The organism is Planosporangium flavigriseum (genome assembly GCF_011947225.1).
Classification (GTDB): Bacteria; Actinomycetota; Actinomycetes; order Mycobacteriales; family Micromonosporaceae; genus Planosporangium; species Planosporangium flavigriseum.
The window spans coordinates 92,800-112,651 of sequence record NZ_JAATVW010000002.1 but is presented as its reverse complement, the minus strand read 5'-3'; the positions used below and the strand labels follow the sequence as shown (position 1 = coordinate 112,651).

Genomic DNA, 19,852 nt, shown 5'->3' with positions numbered 1-19,852 from the left:
AAGCAGACCGCTGATGGGCAGCATCGTCGCTGATAACCGCAAGTCCCTCATGCTTTTCTCCGGCCGCGGATACCCGGGCCTGGCGGAGGAGATCGGCTCGGTGCTCGGCGTGGCGCCGACGCCGATGGACGCGTACGACTTCGCCAACGGCGAGATCTTCGTCCGGTACCGGGAGTCCGTGCGCGGCAGCGACGCGTTCGTCGTGCAGTCGGTGACGCAGCCGGTCAACAAGTGGGTCATGGAGACGTTGATCATGGTGGACGCGCTCAAGCGCGGTTCCGCCAAGCGCATCACCGTCGTGCTGCCGTTCTACCCGTACGCCCGGCAGGACAAGAAGCACCGCGGCCGGGAGCCGATCTCGGCCCGGTTGGTCGCGGACATGTTCAAGACCGCGGGCGCCGACCGGATTCTGACGGTCGACCTGCACACCGCCCAGATCCAGGGCTTCTTCGACGGTCCGGTGGACCACCTCTTCGCGATGAACCTGCTGGCCGACTACGTGCAGGAGAAGTACGCCGGGCGGCCGATGACCGTCGTCGCCCCGGACTCGGGCCGGGTGCGCGTCGCCGAGCGCTGGACCGACCGGCTGGGCGGGTGCCCGCTGGCCTTCATCCACAAGACCCGGGATCCGTTGAAGCCCAACCAGGTGGTGGCCAACCGGGTCGTCGGTGAGGTCGAGGGCCGGATCTGTCTCATCGTCGACGACATGATCGACACCGGCGGCACGATCACCAAGGCCGCGGAGATCCTGGTCGACGAGGGCGCGGCCGACGTCGTCGTAGCGGCCACCCATGGGATCCTGTCCGATCCGGCGATCGAGCGGCTCGGCAACAGCAAGATCAGCGAGGTGGTGCTGACGAACACGCTGCCGCTGACCGACGACAAGAAGTTGGACAAGGTCACCGTACTGTCGATCGCGCCGCTCATCGCGCGCGCCATCCGCGAGGTCTTCGACGACGGCTCCGTGACGACCTTGTTCGGCGGCCTGTCGTAACGGGATGGCTATCGACGCCGGCGGTGGCTGAGGTGCCGCCCCCGGCGCGATCGCCGGTCAGACTCGGGTAAGCTAGTGCGGTTGCCACGGCGAGGGTGTCCGCGGGCCGCACGCGCTTGAGTGCGCGAGCGATGACCAAGCGGGCTCCGTGATCGACGCGGTGCTCCGGGGCTGTGCCCTCTGCACCCTTGCCCGAGCACCGCCGCCGCCCGCCCCCGCAGTACAGATCACTACAGGAGTACTTCCGTGTCCGAGGTCAAGATCAGCGCCGAGCCCCGCACCGAATTTGGCAAGGGTGGTGCCCGTCGTACCCGCCGGGCCGGCAAGGTGCCCGCCGTGCTGTACGGCCACGGCGAGAAGCCCCGCCACATCGCACTGCCCGCGCGTGAGTTCGCCGCCGCGATCCGGCACGGTGGGGCCAACCAGCTCTTCAACGTCGACATCACCGGTGGCGGCAGCGCGCTCGCCCTCCCGAAGGCGATCCAGCGCGACCCGATCAAGGACACGTACGAGCACGTGGACCTGCTGGTCGTGCGGCGCGGCGAGAAGGTCACGGTCGACGTGCCGGTCCAGCTGATCGGTGAGGCGGCGCCCGGCACGCTGGTCGTACACGAGCACGCCACGCTGAGCATCCTCGCCGACGCGACCCGGCTGCCCGGCGGCCTTGAGGTCTCCGTCGAGGGCCTGGCGGCGGGCAGCCAGATCCTCGCCGGCAACGTGCCGCTGCCTCAGGGCGCCGAGCTCGCGGCCGACCCGGAGCTGGTCGTGGCCGTGATCTCGGCCGCGCCGACCGCGGAGGAGCTCGGGGCCGAGGCTCCCGCCGAAGCCGCCGAGGCGCCCGCCGAGGCGCCCGCCGCCGAGGCCTGATCGGCACCAGGACCGGTCCGGCCCGCGGGTTTCGCTGCGGCCTAGACCCGTCCCCGCCCCACTCCTGCGCCGATCCTGGATCGACGTGCGGTCGAAACCCGTGCGTCGATCCAGGATCGGCGTGAAGCTTATGGAGCGTGATGTCCCCGCAAGCCGCCCCGTGGCTGGTGGTCGGGCTCGGAAACCCCGGCCCGGAGTACGCCGGCAACCGGCACAACGCCGGGTTCATGGTGGCCGACCTGCTCGCCGGCCGTATCGGCGCGCGGTTGGCCCGCAACCGCAAGGTCGTCGCCGAGACTGCTGAGGGTCGGCTGGGCGTCGGTGTCGACGCGCCCCGGATCGTGCTGGCCAAGCCGATGACGTACATGAACCTGTCCGGTGGCCCGGTCGCCGGGCTGGCCCAGTTCTACAAGGTGCCGGTCGGCCAGATCATCGCCGTCCACGACGAGCTCGACATCCCGTACGGGCAGCTCCGGCTCAAGATCGGCGGCGGTGAGGGCGGCCACAACGGGCTGCGCTCGATGTCACGCTCGCTCGGCAGCAAGGAGTTCATCCGCGTGCGGTTCGGTATCGGCCGCCCGCCGGGCCGGCAGGACCCGGCCGACTTCGTGCTGTCGGACTTCTCCGCTGCCGAGCGCAAGGAGTTGGACTACTTTGTGGACCGTACGGCGGACGCCGTGGAGGCGGTCATCGAGCGAGGCTTGGAAGCCGCGCAGAACATGTACCACGCCGGCTGACCGGCCCGAGCGGCCGGCGTAACCCCGCAGCGCGTTTTTACCCAAAAGGTGAATAGTGCGAGCTGGCGGCGGCGGTCCAAGCTGTCGCCGGGGCAGGCGGCAGGCCGGACCCGCGATCCGGGAGCAGTGGTCGCTGTCATTGGACCTGGCTATCGTGTTACGAGCGCCGGGCGCCGTCCACGGAGCCTACTGAGAAGGTGACATGACGCAGAGTCTCGTCAACCGCGCCGACCATGAGGGTGCGCCGGCGGGTGACGCCGCATTCGCGCGCTGGTTGGCGTCGCGGGCTGGGGATTTGCTGCTCAGCCTGCGCGCAGAGATGGGGCACCGGGACATGGACGCGCTGCGCGCCGCCGGTGACGCCCGCGCACACGAATTCATCGTCGGCGCATTGGCCCGCTACCGCCCGGCCGACGCCGTGCTGTCCGAGGAGGGCAAGGACGATCCGTCCCGGCTGGCCGCCGACCGGGTGTGGATCGTCGATCCGCTCGACGGCACCCGCGAGTTCGGCGAGGAGGGGCGCGCCGACTGGGCCGTACACATCGGCCTGTGGCAGCGCACCGGCCAGCAGAGCGGCAAGCTCGCGGCCGGAGCGGTGGCCCTGCCGGCCCAGCACCGCGTCCTCGCGACCGGCGCCGCCGCCCCGCCGTACCCGCCGCTGTCGCACCAGGCCGCCGCGGGCGGCCGGCTGCGCCTGGCGGCGAGCCGCACCCGACCGCCGGCGTTCCTGTCCGCCCTGGCCGAGGACCTGGGCGCGGAACTGGTGCCCATGGGATCGGCCGGGGCGAAGATCGCCACGGTGATCGACGGTGACGTCGACGCCTACGTGCACGCCGGTGGCCAGTACGAGTGGGACTCGGCCGCGCCGGTCGCTGTGGCGACGGCCACGGGGCTGCACACATCCCGACTGGACGGGTCGGGATTGGAATACAATCGTCCGAACCCCCTGCTTGCCGATCTTGTGGTGTGCCGCAAGGACCTGGCGCCCCGGCTGCTCGCCGCACTGGCGCGGCGAACTGGCTGAGGCGTACCCAATGAAGGGTTGCGATGCGATGACGGCTGCCTACCGGGTCTCGCACCTGGATGCTCTCGAGGCCGAGAGCATCTTCATCATGCGCGAGGTGGTCGCCGAGTTCGAGCGTCCGGTCCTGCTGTTCTCCGGCGGCAAGGACTCCATCGTCATGCTGCGGCTGGCCGAGAAGGCGTTCGCGCCGGCGCGCATTCCTTTTCCGGTCATGCACGTCGACACCGGGCACAACTTCCCGGAGGTGCTCGCGTTCCGCGACGCCCGCGTCGATGAGCTGGGCGTCCAGTTGATCGTCGCGAGCGTGCCGGAGGCCCTCACGTCCGGGCTGGTGCGCGAGCCCGCCGACGGGATGCGTAACCGGATCCAGACCCCGGTGCTGCTCGACGCGGTGGAGAAGTACAAGTTCGACGCCCTGTTCGGCGGCGCGCGCCGCGACGAGGAGAAGGCCCGCGCCAAGGAGCGGGTGTTCAGCTTCCGCGACGAGTTCGGCCAGTGGGACCCGCGCAATCAGCGGCCCGAGCTGTGGTCGCTGTACAACGCGCGGGTCCACCCGGGTGAGTCGATCCGGGTGTTCCCGCTGTCGAACTGGACCGAGCTGGACATCTGGCACTACATCGCGCGGGAGCGGATCGGGCTGCCGGAGATCTACTTCGCGCACGACCGGGAGGTCGTCGACCGCGGCGGCATGCTGTACGCGATCAACGAGTTCCTGCCGCTGCGCCCAGGGGAGGAGCCGTTCGTCGAGCGGGTGCGCTACCGCACCGTCGGCGACGCGTCCTGCACCGCAGCGGTCAAGTCGGACGCCGACACGATCGCGAAGGTGATCGACGAGGTCGCCTCGACCCGGATCACCGAGCGCGGCGCCACCCGTGGCGACGACAAGGTCAGCGAGGCGGCCATGGAAGACCGCAAGCGTGAGGGGTACTTCTAAATGACCATCTCTCCGGAGGCCCCGTCGCGGGCCATGGACCTCCTGCGCTTCGCCACCGCCGGCAGCGTCGACGACGGCAAGTCGACCCTGATCGGGCGGCTGCTCTACGACTCCAAGGCGATCTTCGAAGATCAGCTGGAGGCCGTCGAGGCGACCTCCCGCTCGCGCGGTGACGAGTACACCAACCTGGCGCTGCTCACCGACGGGCTGCGGGCCGAGCGCGAGCAGGGCATCACGATCGACGTGGCGTACCGGTACTTCGCCACCCCGCGGCGCAAGTTCATCATCGCGGACACCCCCGGGCACATCCAGTACACCCGGAACATGGTGACCGGCGCGAGCACCGCCGACCTGGCGCTGATCCTGGTCGACGCCCGCAAGGGGCTGCTGGAGCAGTCGCGCAGGCACGCCTTCCTGTGCTCGCTGCTGCGCGTGCCGCACCTTGTCCTGTGCGTGAACAAGATGGACCTCGTGGACTACTCGCAGGAGGTCTTCGAGTCCATCGCCGACGAGTTCACGGCGTTCGCGGCCAAGCTCGACGTGCCGGACCTGACCGTGGTGCCGATCTCGGCGCTCAAGGGCGACAACATCGTCACCCGCTCGGAGAACATGCCCTGGTACGAGGGTCCGTCGCTGCTGCACCACCTGGAGCACGTGCACATCGGCAGTGACCGCAACCTGGTCGACGTGCGGTTCCCGGTGCAGTACGTCATCCGCCCGCAGTCGACCGTGGTGTCGGACTACCGCGGCTACGCCGGCCAGGTCGCCAGCGGCGTGCTCAAGCCCGGCGACGAGGTGATGGTGCTGCCCAGCGGCTTCACCAGCACGATCGCCTCGATCGAGACCGCCGACGGCCCGGTCGCCGAGGCGTTCCCGCCCATGTCGGTGACGATCCGGCTGGCCGACGAGATCGACATCGCCCGCGGCGACCTGATCTGCCGGCCCAACAACCGGCCGGCGGTGGCGCAGGACGTCGAGGCGATGGTCTGCTGGATGGACGAGTCCCGCCCGCTCACCGTCGGCGGCAAGTACGCCATCAAGCACACCACCCGCTCGGCCCGAGCGATCGTGCGCGGCATCCAGTACCGGCTGGACGTCAATACGCTGCACCGCGACGAGTGCGCCAACGGGCTCGCGCTCAACGAGATCGGCCGGGTGAAGCTGCGTACCACCGTGCCGCTGCTCGCCGACGAGTACCGGCGCAACCGCACCACCGGCGGGTTCATCATCATCGACGAGACGACCAACCGTACGGTCGGCGCCGGGATGATCATCGAGGCGGAGTAGCCGTACTCAGCGGACCGTCCAGAAGGCGGCCCGGGGCCGGTTGGTGATGATGCCGTCGACGCCGAGCGCGGCCAGCCTGCGCATCGCGGCACGGTCGTCGACGGTGAACGGGTACACCACCGCGCCGGCGGCGTGCGCCCGGGCGACAAAGGCCGCGTCGACGAGGTGGAACTCCGGCGCGACGCAGTCGTGGGTGACGGCGAGGGCCGGTTCGAGTCCGCCCGCAGCCCAGATCAGCGGGCATGTCCGTACGTCGGGGCTCGACTGTTCGAGCTGGCGCAGCGCGTCGTAGTCGGAGCTTTGCACGATCACCCGCGACCAGCCGAGCGGCGCCAGCGTGTTCCGGACGCCGAGCGCGTCGACGTCCTTGATCTCGGGGAACACCGAGATCCGGGCGGCGTCCGGCCGCTGGAGCCGGGACACCAGGTCGGACAGGCGGGGGACGGGCTGCCCGCCGCAGCGCACCCCCGCGAGCTGGGCGGCGGTCAGTGACCGTACGGGCGTGCCGGTGTGCGGGGTGCAGCCCCCTGGCAGCACCGGGTCGTGGATGAGGAACGCGACCCCGTCGGCGCTGTGGCGCACATCGGTCTCGATGTAGTCGACGCCGATCGCGATGGCGTCGTCGAACGAGGCCATCGTGTTCTGGTGGGCGTTCTCGACACCGCCGCGGTGCGCGAGCACGAGCGGCGCGCGGCCGGTCGCCGCGCTGCGCGCCACGGCGGACCCGGACACCAGCGTGAGCACACCGCCGAGCGCCAGCAGTGCCGCGGCCGCGCGAGCGGCGAGCCCGGCATGCCTCATCGTGTCTTGTGCCTCACCGTGGCTCCGGCGAAGAAGTCCCAGGCGTCGGCGACCATCTGCGGCAGCGCCGGCTTGGCCGGCTGCCACCCCAGCTCCCGCATGGCCTTCTCCGAGGAGGCGACCAGCACCGCCGGGTCGCCCTCGCGGCGCGGCCCCACCTCCGTCGGCACCGGCTGTCCGGTCACCTCCCGGACGACCTCCACGACCTGGCGGTTCGAAAAGCCGTTGCCGTTGCCGAGGTTGAAGATCCGGTGGCTGCCCGGCTGCATCGTCGACAAGGCCAGCAGGTGCGCGGTGGCCAGGTCGGAGACGTGGATGTAGTCGCGGACGCAGGTGCCGTCCGCGGTCGGGTAGTCGTCGCCGTACAGCTCCAGCTTGTCCCGCTTGCCGGCCGCGACCTGCAGGGCGATCGGGATCAGGTGGGTCTCCGGATCGTGGCGCTCGCCCATCAGGCTGCCGTCGGCGCGTACGTGGGCACCGGCGACGTTGAAGTAGCGCAGGCTCACCGCCGCCAGGCCGTGGGCGGTCGCCTCGCCGGCCAGGGCGTGGTCGACGGCCAGCTTGGAGGCCGCGTACGGGTTGGGCGGGCGGGTGGCCGCGGTCTCCGGGATCGGGACGGAGTCCGGGTCGCCGTACACGTTGGCGGTGGACGAGAAGACGAGCCGGCGGACGCCGGCCGAGCGCACTGCGTCGAGCAGGCGCAGCGAGCCGACCAGGTTGTTGTCCCAGTACTTCGCGGGCTTCTGCACGCTCTCGCCGGCCGCGATGAACGCCGCGAAGTGCAGCACGGCGTCGAAGTCCGGGGTAAGCACGTCGCCGATGACGTCGTGCACCCGACCGCGCACGAACTGCGCGCCGGGGGGTATGGCCACCTCGTGGCCGGTAGAAAGATCATCCAGCACGACCACGGAGTGCCCTGCGTCCAGCAGCATCGCAGTGACAACGCTGCCGATATACCCCGCTCCGCCCGTGACGAGCAGTTTCACCAGGAACCCCCGAACCCTTGACCAAGGGACATCTAACGCAGCGTACGGGCGGGCCAGGCCGTCCCGCCTACAATTCCGGGATGCGCCACGCCGGGGACCCCGGGCCCAACAGCACTACGGGCGCCGATCGTCCCCGCGCACCGGGACCGATCCGCCGCGCCCTGGCCCGCGTCCTCGTCCGCGGCGCCGACGCCGGGATGCGGTCGGTGACCCGCCTGCTCGGCGCCAGTCCGACCGCCGGCCGCGAGGAGATCAGCGAGGCGGAGCTACGCGACCTGGTCGCCGTGAACACGGTGCTTCGCGGCGAGGAGCGCCAGCTCATCGCCGAGGTGCTCGCGGCGGGTGCCCGTCACGTACGGGAAATCATGGTGCCCCGCACGGATGTGGTGTTCCTCGACGCGCGGCAGCCGATCGTCGAGGCGTTACGGGTCGTACGGGGCGCGCGGCACTCCCGGTTTCCCGTGATCGACGGCAGCTCCGACGACGTCGTCGGCTTCGTCCACCTCCGCGACCTCGCGATCCGCCCCGACCGCGACGACGCGCAGGTTGTCGGGCAGCTCGCTCGCGAGGTCAAGCGGCTGCCCACGAGCAAGCAGGTGCTCACGGCGCTGTCGGAGATGCGCCGGGAACGTCACCACCTGGCGGTCGTGGTCGACGAGTACGGCGGGACCGCCGGCATCGTCACCCTCGAAGACCTGATCGAGGAGCTGGTCGGGGAGATCCACGACGAGTACGACGTCGCGCCCGAGCCGCTGCTGGCCGGCGGCGCGGCACCGTCCGAGGTCGACGGCCGGCTCAACCTGGCCGACTTCGCGGAACTGGTCGGGTTCGCCCTGCCGTCGGGCCCGTACGAGACGCTCGGCGGCTTCCTGATGTGCCGCCTGGGCCGGCTGCCGGCCGTCGGTGACGAGGTGCGCTTCGACAGGTGGCGACTGGTGGTCAGGGCGCTCGATGGCCGCCGGGTCGCCCGGGTCACACTGGTCCGGACCATTCCCATGGGGGTACGCCCGAGCTCGCCGGGTGACGCCGGGGGACCCGGTACGGTTACCTGAAACCCCCGTTTCGGGCGACCCGAAGGCGCTGTCACCCCGAGCGGGCTGACAGAATGGCCGACATGTCCCAGGCTCCACACCACCGACCACGCGTACTGTCCGGCATCCAGCCGACCGCCGACTCGTTCCATCTCGGTAACTATCTGGGGGCGGTACGTAACTGGGTCGCGCTGCAGGACAGCCACGACGCGTTCTACTGCGTGGTGGATCTGCACGCGATCACGGCGGGGCATGAGCCGAAGGTGCTGCGGCAGCGGACCCGGGTGAGCGCGGCGCAGCTGCTCGCCATCGGGATCGATCCGGAGCGGAGCACGCTGTTCGTGCAGAGCCAGGTGCCCGAGCACCCGCAGCTCGCCTGGGTGCTGAACTGCATCACCGGCTTCGGCGAGGCCAGCCGGATGACCCAGTTCAAGGACAAGTCGGCCAAGCAGGGCGCCGAGCGGGCCAGCGTCGGCCTCTTCACGTACCCGGTCCTGCAGGCCGCGGACATCCTGCTCTACCAGGCCGACGCGGTGCCGGTCGGCGAGGACCAGCGCCAGCACCTGGAGCTGACCCGCGACCTCGCGCAGCGGTTCAACACCACGTTCGGCAAGACGTTCGCGATGCCGGAGCCGTACATCATCAAGGACACCGCCAAGATCACGGACCTGCAGGACCCGACCGCGAAGATGTCGAAGTCGGCGTCCTCGCCCAACGGCCTGATCGAGCTGCTGGAGGAGCCGGCCCGGATCGCGAAGAAGATCAGGTCGGCGGTGACCGACACCGGCCGGGAGATCGTGTACGACCCGGAGACCAAGCCGGGCGTGTCCAACCTGCTCACCATCTACTCGGCGCTGACCGGCCGATCGATCGACGACCTGGTGCTGGCCTACGCCGGCAAGGGCTACGGCGACCTCAAGAAGGACCTGGCCGAGGTGGTGGTCGAGGTCATCCGGCCGATCCAGGAGCGCACCAGGATGTACCTGGAGGACCCGGCGCAGCTCGACAAGCTGCTCGCGATCGGCGCCGAGAAGGCGCGGGCGGTGTCGTCGGCGACGCTGCGGCGCGTGTACGACCGCATCGGCTTCCTCGCCCCAGCAGCCAGCAGCTGAGCCGACGTGCGTACCACGATTGGCATCGCCATCGACATCCCGGAGCCGTGGGGCGGCGAGCTGACGAAGGCCCGGGCTGAGGCGGGTGACCCGCAGGCGGCGTACGTGCCGGCGCACGTCACCTTGCTGGGGCCCACCGAGATCGAGGCCGCGGACCTCGCCGTGATCGAGCGGCGCCTTGCCGAGATCGCCGCCGCGCGGCCGCCGTTCACCCTGCACCTGCGCGGCACGGGCACGTTCCGGCCGATCACCGAGGTGGTGTTCGTGGCGGTGGCGGCCGGGATCAGCGAGTGCGAACAGCTCAACGCGGCCATCCAGGACATCGACGTGATCGATCGGGCGAACAAGTTCCCGTACCACCCGCATGTGACGGTGGCCCAGGACGTTCCCTCGGCGCAGCTGGACGCCGTCTTCCGGAATCTGGCGGGGTTCGAGGCGCGGTTCCCGGTCAAGGGATTTACGCTCTTCGAACACGGCTCCGGTGGGCGCTGGCGCCAGCACCGGGACTACGTTCTGGGTTCGGCAGACGATCCCGCCGACAATGGACGTTAGGTACCGGCGGTAAACGGGGGAGGCTGACGTGCGGCGGTCCGTCGAGCGCCTGGTCAATGGCGCGACGAACCGGATCGCCGCGGCGCGCCGCCGGTCGCCCAAGTTCGACCACCTGATCAGGGCGTACGCGCGCTTCGACACGGTCAACGGCCACCGCCTCGCCGCGGCCGACGCCTACTACGGCTTCTTCGCGGTGTTCGCGCTGGCCATGCTGCTGTTCGGGATCCTCGGGCACGTGCTGCGCGACAACCCGCTGGTCGTGGGGGCCGTGCGGACCTACCTCGAGGCCAACCTGCCGAGGGTCAGGATCGAAGATCTGATCGGTACGGCGCAGAGCCTGGGCCGGTTGGCCGCCGTGGGCCTCGCGCTCGTCGGCATCGGCTGGGTGGAGACGCTGCGCTCGACCCAGCGGGCGATCTGGGGTCTGGACCAGCATCCGGGGCCCTGGCTGGTCCGGTGGCTGATCGATGTCGCCGTCCTGGTCGCGCTCGGCGTCCTGCTCATCGTGTCGGTGTCGATCGCCGGCGGGGTACAGGACCTGGTGCTGAATCTGGTCGGGCAGCCGCGCCAGTCCGCGCTGCGGGTACTGCTCAACCAGTCAGCCGCGCTGTTCGCCGGTGGGGTCGACTTCATCCTCGGCGCGGCGCTGCTGGCCCTCGTTCCCCGGCTGACCATGCCGCTGCGCCGCCTCGTCCCGTCGGCCCTGCTGTTCACGATCGGCATGCTGGTACTGAAGACGCTGGGCCGGTGGTACATCGGCCGTACCCAGCACAACCCGGCCTACCAGGTGTTCGCCGGCGCCATCGGGCTGCTTGTGTTCATGTACCTGTTCAGCCAGCTGGTGCTGCTGGCCGCGGCGCTGGCCGCCACGAGTACGCACGGAACCGTCCGTGACCTAGCGGCGGGGCCGGAGTCGGGGCCGGAGTCGGAGCCGGCGGGTCCGGAATCCGAGCAGGCGGAGCATGCCCTGGAGCCGCTTGCCGGCGAGCCCCCGATTCGGTGGACGAACACCTGAAGCCGCGTGACGTCGCTCGGGCTGTGTCAGCCGTTCTGCTGGTTTAGCGACAACTTGGTGTGAAAGCAGGGTCATCCGAGTCATGATCTAGTACGTGGGTGCACTCGTGACGTTGGAACTTCTGCCAGACTCGCCGGCCCTCGAGCTGCCGTGGATCATCACGTTCGGGCCGCTGAACGACGACGAGGAGTGGGAGCCGGTGGTCTGCGGGCCGTACGAGCGCGCGCATGCGATGGCTCTCGCCGAGTCGGTCGTCGCCGACGAGGAGCTGATGGCGGTCGTCGAGCCGCTGCAGCCGCACGTGACGGTCGACCAGATCCGCGGCGACATCGCCGCGGCCCGGCTCGCCGTCGAGGTCGACAGCGAGCCGGACTTCGCCGATGACGACTACCTGATGAACGGCCACGAGGAGACCGTGGTCGCCGGGCCGACCGAGCCGCCTAGCCCGGAGCAGATCCGAGCGGGATTCGCCCACATCGCCGCCCGGCTGACCGGCTGACCGGCGGCGCCTCAGGCGATCCAGGCCGCGGTCTCCCACCAAGGGGTCACGTTTTCACCGGTCCTGTCGAGCCGCGAACGACGAGTTCGGGGCGGAAGACGTATTCGGAGTTCGGGGCAGGGTCGCCGGAGATCTCGTCGACGAGGGCGCGGACCACGGCGACGGACATCTCGCGTACGGGTTGACGCAGGGTCGTCAGGGGCGGCTCGGTGAACGCCATCAGCGGCGAATCGTCGTAGCCGACCACGGAGAGGTCGCCCGGCACGTCGAGCCCGCGGGCGCGGGCGGCCCGGATCGCGCCGAGCGCCATCAGGTCCGAGCCACAGGCGATCGCGGTGACGCCCCGCTCGATCAGGCGTACGGCGGCGGCGTCGCCACCTTCGACGCCGAACAGGGTCAGCTCGATGAGCTCCTCGTCGACCTCGCCGAACAGTTCTTGCATGGCCTCCCGGTAACCGGCGAGCTTGCGCTGCACCGGCAGGAAGCGCCCCGGCCCCGTGATCAGCCCGATGCGCCGGTGGCCCAGGGAGGCGAGGTGCCGGACGGCGATCCTGCCGGCGGCGTGGTCGTCGCAGGAGATGAACGGTGCGTCGACGCCCTCGACGTACCCGTTGATGAACGCGACGGGCAGCGGCCGGGAGATCAGCTTTCGGTACCGGTCGGGGTCGCACGTCGTGTCGGCGTTGAGGCCGGAGACGAAGACGATTCCGGACACCTGCCGGTCCAGCAGCATCTCCACGTACTCGTCCTCGGTCACGCCGCCCGGGGTCTGCGTGCACAGGACCGGGGTGTACCCGGACTGCGCCAGCGACGACTCGATGAGCTGGGCGAAGGCAGGGAAGATCGGGTTGTCCAGCTCCGGCACGACGAGGCCGACCAGGCCGGCGCTGCGTTTGCGGAGCCGCTCCGGCCGCTGGTATCCGAGCACGTCCAGGGCGGTCAGCACGGACTGTCGGGTATCGGCGCTGACGCCCGGCTTGTCGTTCAGGACGCGCGAGACCGTTGCCTCGCTGACGCCGGCCTGCTGGGCGATGTCGGCCAACCGGGCCCGGCCTGAAGTGGACGGTGCGGGTCGGGCGGGGTGGGCTGTGGCCGCCTGGCTACCGGTTGCGCTGGAGGTCATGGCGGCACTTTAACCCAGCCCGCAAGCCCTTGCGAAAGATATCTGCAAGCCCTTTCATGTATCGAAATATCTTGCTAATGTGCCCGCCACGACCACCCCTCAGAGCAAGGAGATCATCGATGCGCATCCGCACCGCGGGTGTGGTCGCAGCGGCAGTACGGATGATGGTTGCCGGTGCCTGGGCCGCCGGCGGCCTGGCCCTGGCGGTACGGCATACTCGGCAGCCGTGGTGCTGTCGCGGCGGTGGTCGGTCTTCCTGGTTCTGGTGGCCGTGTGGAGCTGGCTGATCTGGCCCCGTTTCGCCGTCGCGATCTGGGCCGATCCGCGCTCGTGGCACGGCAGCACGCCGACCTCTTTCCTGTGGGTGCACGCGGTGCTCATCGTGGTGTCCCTGGTGGTCGGGGCAGCGGTCGGTCTGCTCGGGCTGCGCGGCTGGCGCGCCGCCCGTAACCGGTGAAGGAGCGGGTATGGAGGCTCTCCGGCTGGTGCTGCGGTACGCGCACCTGATCGGGTTCGCGGTGCTGCTCGGTGGGGCGCTCGCGCAGTACTTCTCGGGGCGGATTCGCATCAACGCGCCGATGCTGTGGGGCTCCGTGATCCAGGTCGTCACCGGCCTGGCGTTGGCGGCCCCGCTGCGCGGCGGCGGGGACAAGGAGCCCGACCCGGCCAAGTTGGCCGTCAAGGGCGTCGTCGCCGTACTGATCTTCGTGATGGTGTTCTTCTCCCGCAAGCGGCCGGAGGTCAACAAGGGCCACTTCCTGGGCATCGTCGTCCTGACGCTGACGAACGCGGCGGTCGCGACGTTCTGGCACTGATTGCGGCGCCCCGGAAAAAGTGCCGACCTTAGATGGCTCGGCCGAATTTCTTGCGGTCGGTGACCGTCAATCCCGCCTACTGTGACGCTAGGGAGGGATTGACGGTCCCCTCACGTTACAGGCCTATAACGTCACCCGGCGTTAGATGATTTTCCGCGTACGCTCCCGTCCGATGGCTACACCGCAACGTGGCGGTGCACTCGGAAGGAGATCGTCTTGCGCCGATCCCGTGGGATGAAGCTGCTCGCGACCGTCGGCGTGGCGATTGTCGCGCTCGGCACGGCCGCCTGCGGCGGCAAGGGCAACAGCAACTCCGGAAGCGGCACCGACAGCGGGTCCAAGAAGACCGTCAAGGTGGGCCTGGCCTACGACATCGGTGGGCGCGGCGACAAGTCCTTCAACGACGCGGCGGCAGCCGGTCTGGAGAAGGCCAGGAGCGAGCTGAACATCCAGACCCGCGAGCTGGAAGCGAACAAGGACGAGACCGAGAACGATAAGCTCGCGCGGCTGAAGTTGCTGTGCGAGGGCGGGTACAACCCGGTGATCGCGGTCGGTTTCGCGTACGCCGGCGACAAGGACACGGGCCCCATCGCCAGCGCCGCCAAGGCCTGCCCGGACACCAAGTTCGCGATCGTGGACGACGCGAGCGTCAGCGCGCCCAACCTGGCCAACCTGGTCTTCGCCGAGGAGCAGGGCTCCTTCCTGGTCGGCGCCGCCGCAGCGCTGAAGAGCAAGAGTGGCAACGTCGGCTTCATCGGGGGTTGCCAGGTCGACCTCATCAAGAAGTTCGAGGCCGGCTACGAGGCGGGCGCCAAGGCCGTCAAGGCCGACATCAAGGTCCAGGCCAAGTATCTGTCCACCATCGCCGACAAGTGCTCCGGCTTCAACGATCCGGCCAAGGGTCAGACCACCGCCGAGGGCATGTACGACCAGGGCGCCGACGTGGTCTACCAGGCTGCGGGTGGGTCCGGCACCGGCGTGTTCAAGGCCGCCAAGGGCAAGGGCAAGCTCGCGATCGGTGTCGACTCCGACCAGTACAACACCGTCACGCCCGACTTGAAGGACGTCATCATGACGTCGATGCTCAAGCGGGTCGACACGGCCGTGTACGACTTCGTCAAGGGGATGGGCGAGGGCAAGTTCACCGCCGGCAAGACGGTGTTCGACCTCAAGGTCGAGGGCGTCGGGTACTCGACGAGCGGCGGCCAGGTCGACGACGTCAAGGCCAAGCTCGACGACTTCCGCAAGCAGATCATCGACGGCAAGATCACCGTACCGGAGAAGCCGGCCGCAGGCTGAGGCGGCACATACGACTGACGCTTGGCGGGGTCCGCTCCTGGGCCCCGCCAAGCGTCATCAACGGGGCAGCCAGGGAGGGGATTCGATGAGCACCGATGCGGCCCCCGCGGCGCCGGCTGCGGGAGCGGACGAACCTCCCGCGGTGCAGTTGCGGGGAATCACCAAGCGCTTCCCGGGGGTCGTGGCCAACCACGACATCGACCTGTCGGTCCGCCGCGGCACCATCCACGCGATCGTGGGCGAGAACGGAGCCGGCAAGTCGACGCTCATGAAGACCCTGTACGGGATGCACCGTCCCGACTCCGGCGAGATCCTCATCGACGGCGACCGGATCGTCTTCCACTCTCCGCAGCAGGCGATCAGCGCCGGCATCGGCATGGTGCACCAGCACTTCATGCTCGCCGACAACTTCACCGTGCTGGAGAACATCGTGCTCGGCGCCGAGAAGTTGCACGGCATCGGCGCGGCGGCCGCGCGCCGGATCCGCGAGCTCTCCAGGCAGTACGGGCTGGGCGTCGACCCGGAGGCACTGGTGGAGGACCTCGGCGTCGGTGACCGGCAGCGGGTGGAGATCCTCAAGGTGCTCTACCGCGGCGCGCGCGTGCTCATCCTCGACGAGCCCACCGCGGTGCTGGTGCCGCAGGAGGTCGACGAGCTCTTCGAGAATCTGCGCCAGCTCACCCGCGAGGGACTCACGGTCATCTTCATCTCGCACAAGCTGCACGAGGTGCTCGCCGTCGCCGACGCGATCACGGTGATCCGCCGCGGCACGACGGTCGCCGCAGTCGATCCGGGCGAGGTGACGCCGAGGCAGTTGGCGGCGCTGATGGTCGGTAGCGAACTGCCGAGCCCGGAGGCGCGCGAGTCGACCGTCACCGACGTGCCCGTCCTCGCTGTTGCCGGCCTGTCGGTACGCACCGCCGGCGGGCGGTCCCTTGTGGAGGATGTTAGCTTCACCATCCACCGGGGTGAGGTCGTCGGCATCGCCGGGGTCGAGGGGAACGGACAGGCCGAACTGATCGAGGCGATCATGGGTATGCGGCCCTCGACCGGCAGGGTCACGCTCGACGGTGTCGACGTCAGCGAGCGGGGCACCAGGAAGCGGAGGGAGGCCGGCCTCGGCTACATCCCCGCCGACCGCCACCGGCAGGGGTTGCTGCTGGACGCGCCGCTGTGGGAGAACCGCATGCTCGGCCACCAGACCGAGGCGCCGAACGCGCGGGGGTGGCTGCTCAACAACCGCGGCGCCCGTCGCGACACCGAGCGGATCGTCGCCGAGTACGACGTGCGTACGCCCGGAGCCGACGTGCCGGCCGCCGCGCTGTCCGGCGGCAACCAGCAGAAGCTCATCGTCGGCCGGGAGATGAGCCACACGCCCAAGGTGCTGCTCGCCGCGCACCCGACGCGGGGCGTGGACATCGGCGCGCAGGCCGCGATCTGGGAGCACATCAAGCGGGCCCGCCGCGAGGGCATGGGCGTCCTGCTCATCTCGGCCGACCTCGACGAACTGATCGGCCTGTCCGACACGCTGAAGGTGATCTTCCGGGGCCGGTTCGTCGCCGAAGCCGATCCCGCGGCCGTGACCCCGGAACAGCTAGGCCTGGCGATGACCGGGTGCGGGTGAGGAGGCCGATATGAGTGCACCGTGGGTGCGGCTGCTGCCCCGACTCCTCGCGCCCGTCGGCGCCCTGCTGATCGCCGCGGCGATCTCGTCGATCGCGCTGCTGATCAGTAACCAGGACCCGGCGACGGCGTTCAGCAGCATGATCGAGTACGGCACCCGTCCGGAGTCCCTCGTCAGCATCCTCAACAGGTCGATCGACCTGTACATCGGGGGCGTCGCGGTCGCCATCGGGTTCCGGATGAACCTGTTCAACATCGGCGTCGACGGTCAGTACCGGTTGGCCAGCCTGGCGGCGGCGTCGCTGGGCGCGGCGCCGTTCCTGCAGTGGCTGCCGGGCGTCCTGCGCATCCTCGTGATCGTGCTGATCGCCATGGTGGTCGGGGCCTTCTGGGCCGGCGTGGCCGCGCTGCTGAAGGTCACCCGGGGCGTCAGCGAGGTCATTTCGACGATCATGCTCAACTTCATCGGCGGCCAGCTCGTCGCGTACCTGCTGACCACCAACCACCTGGGCGTGCAGGCCAAGGGCAGCAACGACGTGGCGACCCCGCTACTGCCCAAGGACTCCTGGATCTCCGGTATCCCGCTGATCCCGGACGCGCGCAGCGAGGTCAACGGCTTCATCGTGGTGGCCGTCGGAGTCGGGGTCGCGTACTGGTTCGTGCTCGGCCGCACCCGCTTCGGGTTCGACCTGCGCGCCAGTGGCCAGAACGCGACCTCGGCCGTGGCCAGCGGCGTCAACGCCAGGCGGATGGTGCTGTACGCGATGCTCCTGTCCGGGGCGGTCGCCGGCCTGGTCGGCATGTCGCAACTGCTCGGCGAGCGCCACGCGCACACCACGTCGGTGGGCGGCCTCGGCTTCACGGCCATCGGCATCGCGCTGCTCGGCCGCAACTCACCCGTCGGGATCGCGCTCGCCGCGCTGCTCTGGGCGTTCCTGGACAGGTCGGCGCTGATCCTCGACCTGAACGAGATTCCGAAGGAGATCGTCACGATCATGCAGGGCACGACCGTACTGGCGGTCGTCGTCGCGTACGAGTTGGCCGAGCGGATCAGCCGCCGGGGGCAGCAGCGCCGGGCCGGTGCGACGGTCTCTGAACCGGATCCGCGGCAGCCAAGTGAGGTCCCGGCATGAGCACTGTGCTGGCATCCGCTCCGGCTGCACCGGTCGCGCCGCCGCCGCGCGATCGACGGTTCAGCCTGCCGATCCTGTTGCTGGTGATCGCTGGCGGACTCGTGGCGTTGGCCGCGGTCCGGGCGATCACCGGCGCCAACGACCTCACCTCCCATGGGGCGGTACGCGCGGCGCTGCAGTCGGCCGTACCGATCGGCCTCGCCGGGCTCGGTGGCCTGTGGGCCGAGCGGGCCGGCGTGGTGAACATCGGCCTCGAAGGGCAGATGATCTTCGGTACCTGGTTCGGGGCCTGGGCCGGCTTTCATTGGGGACCGTGGGCGGGCGTGCTGGCGGCGGTCGCCGGCGGCGCCCTCGGCGGGCTGCTGCACGCGCTCGCCACGGTCACGTTCGGGGTCGACCACATCATCTCCGGCGTAGCCATCACGATCCTCGCGGGCGGCGCCACCCGGTACCTGTCGCAGCTGGCGTTCCAGGGCCTGCCCGGCGGCGGGGTGACCCAGTCGCCGCCAGTGCCCGAGCTGCCGCGGTTGAGCGTGCCGGGCGCCAGCGTGCTCGACCGCGTCGAACGCGCGCACTGGTTCCTGGCGAGCGACCTGGCCGGGATCCTGCGCGGCGCGCTGACCGACGTGTCGACGCTGACCATCGTCGCGGCGCTGCTGGTGCCGCTGACGTTCTGGGTCCTGTGGCGCACGGCGTTCGGGCTGCGGCTGCGGTCGGTCGGGGAGAACCCGCACGCCGCGGAGTCGCTGGGGGTCAACGTCTACCGGTACAAGTACTACGGCGTGGTCATCTCCGGCGCGCTGGCCGGTCTCGGCGGCGCGTTCCTGTCGATGGTCGCGTCCAGCATCTACCGGGAGAGCCAGACCGGCGGCCGCGGTTACATCGGTCTGGCGGCCATGATCTTCGGTAACTGGCGTCCGGGGGGCCTCGCGTCGGGCGCGCTGCTGTTCGGGTACACCGACGCGCTGCAGTTGCGCGGCGGCAGCCAGTCGGTGCACGCGCTGCTGCTGTTCCTGGCCTTCGTCCTGGCCGCGGTCGGTCTGTGGCAGGTGCTGCGCGGGCGCCGGACCGTGGGTGCCGTCGCGATCGGGGCCGCCGTGCTGGTCGGCCTCTGGTACGCCACGACCGACGCGATCCCGGCGGAGTTCGTGCAGGCAGCCCCGCACATCACCACCCTGGTGGTGCTGGCGCTGGCGTCCCAGCGGCTACGGATGCCGGCTGCCGACGGTCAGCGGTACCGCCGCGGCGGTTAAGCTGCGCGATCTAGGAGAAAGGGTGTTCTTCTAGGCAGTCGAACTCTGTGGGGAGCGTCTACGTGGACGTGGACTGGGACGCGCTGCGCGCGGCGGCCGTCGAGGCGATGCACCGGGCGTACGCGCCGTACTCCCGGTTCCCCGTCGGCGTGGCCGGCCTGGTCGACGACGGCCGGGTGATCACCGGCTGCAACGTCGAGAACGCCTCGTACGGGGTGGGCCTGTGCGCCGAGTGCGGCCTGGTCTCGGCGCTGCACCTGAGTGGCGGTGGCCGGCTGGTGGCGGTGTCCTGCGTGGACGGCGACGGTGTGCCGCTGATGCCCTGCGGCCGCTGCCGGCAGTTGCTGTGGGAGCACGGCGGCCCGCGGTGCCTGGTGGAGACGGCCACCGGGCCGGTGTCGATGGCGGAACTGCTCCCGTACGCGTTCGACGCGGGCGATCTCGGCCGTAGCCGGCAGGTCGCCGAGCCGGCGCCGGAGACCATCCCGAGCCGCCTGCTCGAGTTCGTGGGGCACGGCGCGGTGTTCGTGCACCGCGACGTGGCCGGCGGTCAGCCGGTGTGGACCGCGTACTGGGAGCGCGCCGCCCACGCCGACGAGGCGTCCGGGATCCTGCAGGAGGCGCCGACCTGGTCCGACGCGGCTGCGGCGGTAGCCTGGGGCCGGGCCCGCACCTCCCGCGTGATCGTGGTCGAGGCGGACGGCACCCTGAGCTGGGCCGGCGTGGGCACCCCGCCGGCCGAGGTGGCGCGCGAGTGGCGCCCTTAG

General features: G+C 70.1%; 21 protein-coding genes. 18 read left to right on the top strand and 3 right to left on the bottom strand.

Annotated features, from left to right (window positions below; genetic code table 11):
• Positions 1-13 precede the first annotated feature (13 nt).
• From HC028_RS03215 to cysN, 6 genes are all read left to right on the top strand, one after another.
• Positions 14-994, top strand: a complete 981-nt coding sequence (locus tag HC028_RS03215; protein ID WP_168072563.1) for a ribose-phosphate diphosphokinase — start codon at positions 14-16, stop codon at positions 992-994.
• Between the two features lie 246 nt (positions 995-1,240).
• Positions 1,241-1,861 (top strand): 50S ribosomal protein L25/general stress protein Ctc, encoded by a 621-nt coding sequence (locus HC028_RS03210; RefSeq protein ID WP_168072561.1) that lies wholly within the window; start codon positions 1,241-1,243, stop codon positions 1,859-1,861.
• Positions 1,862-2,001: 140 nt separating this feature from the next.
• Positions 2,002-2,598 (top strand): aminoacyl-tRNA hydrolase, encoded by a 597-nt coding sequence (pth, locus tag HC028_RS03205; protein WP_168072559.1) that lies wholly within the window; start codon positions 2,002-2,004, stop codon positions 2,596-2,598.
• Positions 2,599-2,800: 202 nt separating this feature from the next.
• Entirely contained in the window at positions 2,801-3,622 is an 822-nt protein-coding gene (locus tag HC028_RS03200) for a 3'(2'),5'-bisphosphate nucleotidase CysQ (RefSeq protein WP_168072557.1), read from the top strand.
• 28 nt (positions 3,623-3,650) lie between these two features.
• The gene (cysD, locus tag HC028_RS03195; RefSeq protein ID WP_168072554.1) at positions 3,651-4,556 is read left to right on the top strand and encodes a sulfate adenylyltransferase subunit CysD; all 906 of its coding nucleotides are present in this window, start codon (positions 3,651-3,653) and stop codon (positions 4,554-4,556) included.
• The gene (cysN, locus tag HC028_RS03190; RefSeq protein WP_168072552.1) at positions 4,557-5,843 is read left to right on the top strand and encodes a sulfate adenylyltransferase subunit CysN; all 1,287 of its coding nucleotides are present in this window, start codon (positions 4,557-4,559) and stop codon (positions 5,841-5,843) included.
• A gap of 6 nt (positions 5,844-5,849) precedes the next feature.
• On the opposite strand, the gene HC028_RS03185 is transcribed toward cysN, so the two are convergent.
• Positions 5,850-6,644 (bottom strand): glycerophosphodiester phosphodiesterase, encoded by a 795-nt coding sequence (locus tag HC028_RS03185; RefSeq protein ID WP_168072550.1) that lies wholly within the window; start codon positions 6,642-6,644, stop codon positions 5,850-5,852.
• Entirely contained in the window at positions 6,641-7,630 is a 990-nt protein-coding gene (galE, locus tag HC028_RS03180) for a UDP-glucose 4-epimerase GalE (protein WP_168072547.1), read from the bottom strand. The genes HC028_RS03185 and galE overlap by 4 nt, the downstream gene beginning before the upstream one ends.
• Before the next feature lie 80 nt (positions 7,631-7,710).
• Here galE and HC028_RS03175 point away from each other — a divergent pair, with 80 nt between their 5' ends.
• The 5 genes from HC028_RS03175 to HC028_RS03155 all read left to right on the top strand — a co-directional run bounded on the left by HC028_RS03175 (position 7,711) and on the right by HC028_RS03155 (position 11,839).
• A complete protein-coding gene (locus HC028_RS03175) occupies positions 7,711-8,682 on the top strand; it encodes a hemolysin family protein (RefSeq protein WP_168072545.1) in 972 nt (323 codons plus the stop codon).
• Positions 8,683-8,744: 62 nt separating this feature from the next.
• Positions 8,745-9,773 carry a tryptophan--tRNA ligase gene (gene trpS / locus HC028_RS03170; protein WP_168072543.1) on the top strand — a complete coding sequence of 343 codons (1,029 nt, stop codon included), beginning with the start codon at positions 8,745-8,747 and terminating at the stop codon, positions 9,771-9,773.
• 6 nt (positions 9,774-9,779) lie between these two features.
• On the top strand, positions 9,780-10,325 hold the full coding sequence (locus HC028_RS03165) for a 2'-5' RNA ligase family protein (RefSeq protein WP_168072541.1): 546 nt from the start codon (positions 9,780-9,782) through the stop codon (positions 10,323-10,325).
• Between the two features lie 28 nt (positions 10,326-10,353).
• Positions 10,354-11,340 (top strand): YihY/virulence factor BrkB family protein, encoded by a 987-nt coding sequence (locus HC028_RS03160; protein WP_168072539.1) that lies wholly within the window; start codon positions 10,354-10,356, stop codon positions 11,338-11,340.
• 94 nt (positions 11,341-11,434) lie between these two features.
• Complete coding sequence (locus HC028_RS03155) at positions 11,435-11,839, top strand: hypothetical protein (RefSeq protein WP_168072537.1); 405 nt, start codon at positions 11,435-11,437, stop codon at positions 11,837-11,839.
• A 46-nt stretch (positions 11,840-11,885) separates the two neighbouring features.
• Here HC028_RS03155 and HC028_RS03150 read toward each other — a convergent pair whose 3' ends face one another.
• Positions 11,886-12,962 carry a LacI family DNA-binding transcriptional regulator gene (locus HC028_RS03150; protein WP_168072535.1) on the bottom strand — a complete coding sequence of 359 codons (1,077 nt, stop codon included), beginning with the start codon at positions 12,960-12,962 and terminating at the stop codon, positions 11,886-11,888.
• A gap of 226 nt (positions 12,963-13,188) precedes the next feature.
• On the opposite strand from HC028_RS03150, the gene HC028_RS03145 reads away from it, so the two are divergent.
• The 7 genes from HC028_RS03145 (at position 13,189) to HC028_RS03115 (ending at position 19,852) form a co-directional block, all read left to right on the top strand.
• Positions 13,189-13,419, top strand: coding sequence for an SCO4848 family membrane protein (locus HC028_RS03145; protein WP_168072533.1), 231 nt, complete (start codon positions 13,189-13,191; stop codon positions 13,417-13,419).
• Positions 13,420-13,429: 10 nt separating this feature from the next.
• Entirely contained in the window at positions 13,430-13,777 is a 348-nt protein-coding gene (locus HC028_RS03140) for a hypothetical protein (RefSeq protein WP_168072531.1), read from the top strand.
• A gap of 216 nt (positions 13,778-13,993) precedes the next feature.
• The gene (locus HC028_RS03135) at positions 13,994-15,076 is read left to right on the top strand and encodes a BMP family lipoprotein (RefSeq protein WP_203981147.1); all 1,083 of its coding nucleotides are present in this window, start codon (positions 13,994-13,996) and stop codon (positions 15,074-15,076) included.
• 85 nt (positions 15,077-15,161) lie between these two features.
• On the top strand, positions 15,162-16,700 hold the full coding sequence (locus tag HC028_RS03130) for an ABC transporter ATP-binding protein (protein WP_168072529.1): 1,539 nt from the start codon (positions 15,162-15,164) through the stop codon (positions 16,698-16,700).
• Positions 16,701-16,710: 10 nt separating this feature from the next.
• Positions 16,711-17,832: an ABC transporter permease gene (locus HC028_RS03125; protein ID WP_168072527.1), complete on the top strand. Its 1,122-nt coding sequence runs from the start codon at positions 16,711-16,713 to the stop codon at positions 17,830-17,832.
• Positions 17,829-19,085, top strand: a complete 1,257-nt coding sequence (locus HC028_RS03120) for an ABC transporter permease (RefSeq protein ID WP_168072525.1) — start codon at positions 17,829-17,831, stop codon at positions 19,083-19,085. The genes HC028_RS03125 and HC028_RS03120 overlap by 4 nt, the downstream gene beginning before the upstream one ends.
• Before the next feature lie 62 nt (positions 19,086-19,147).
• Positions 19,148-19,852 (top strand): cytidine deaminase, encoded by a 705-nt coding sequence (locus tag HC028_RS03115; protein WP_168072523.1) that lies wholly within the window; start codon positions 19,148-19,150, stop codon positions 19,850-19,852.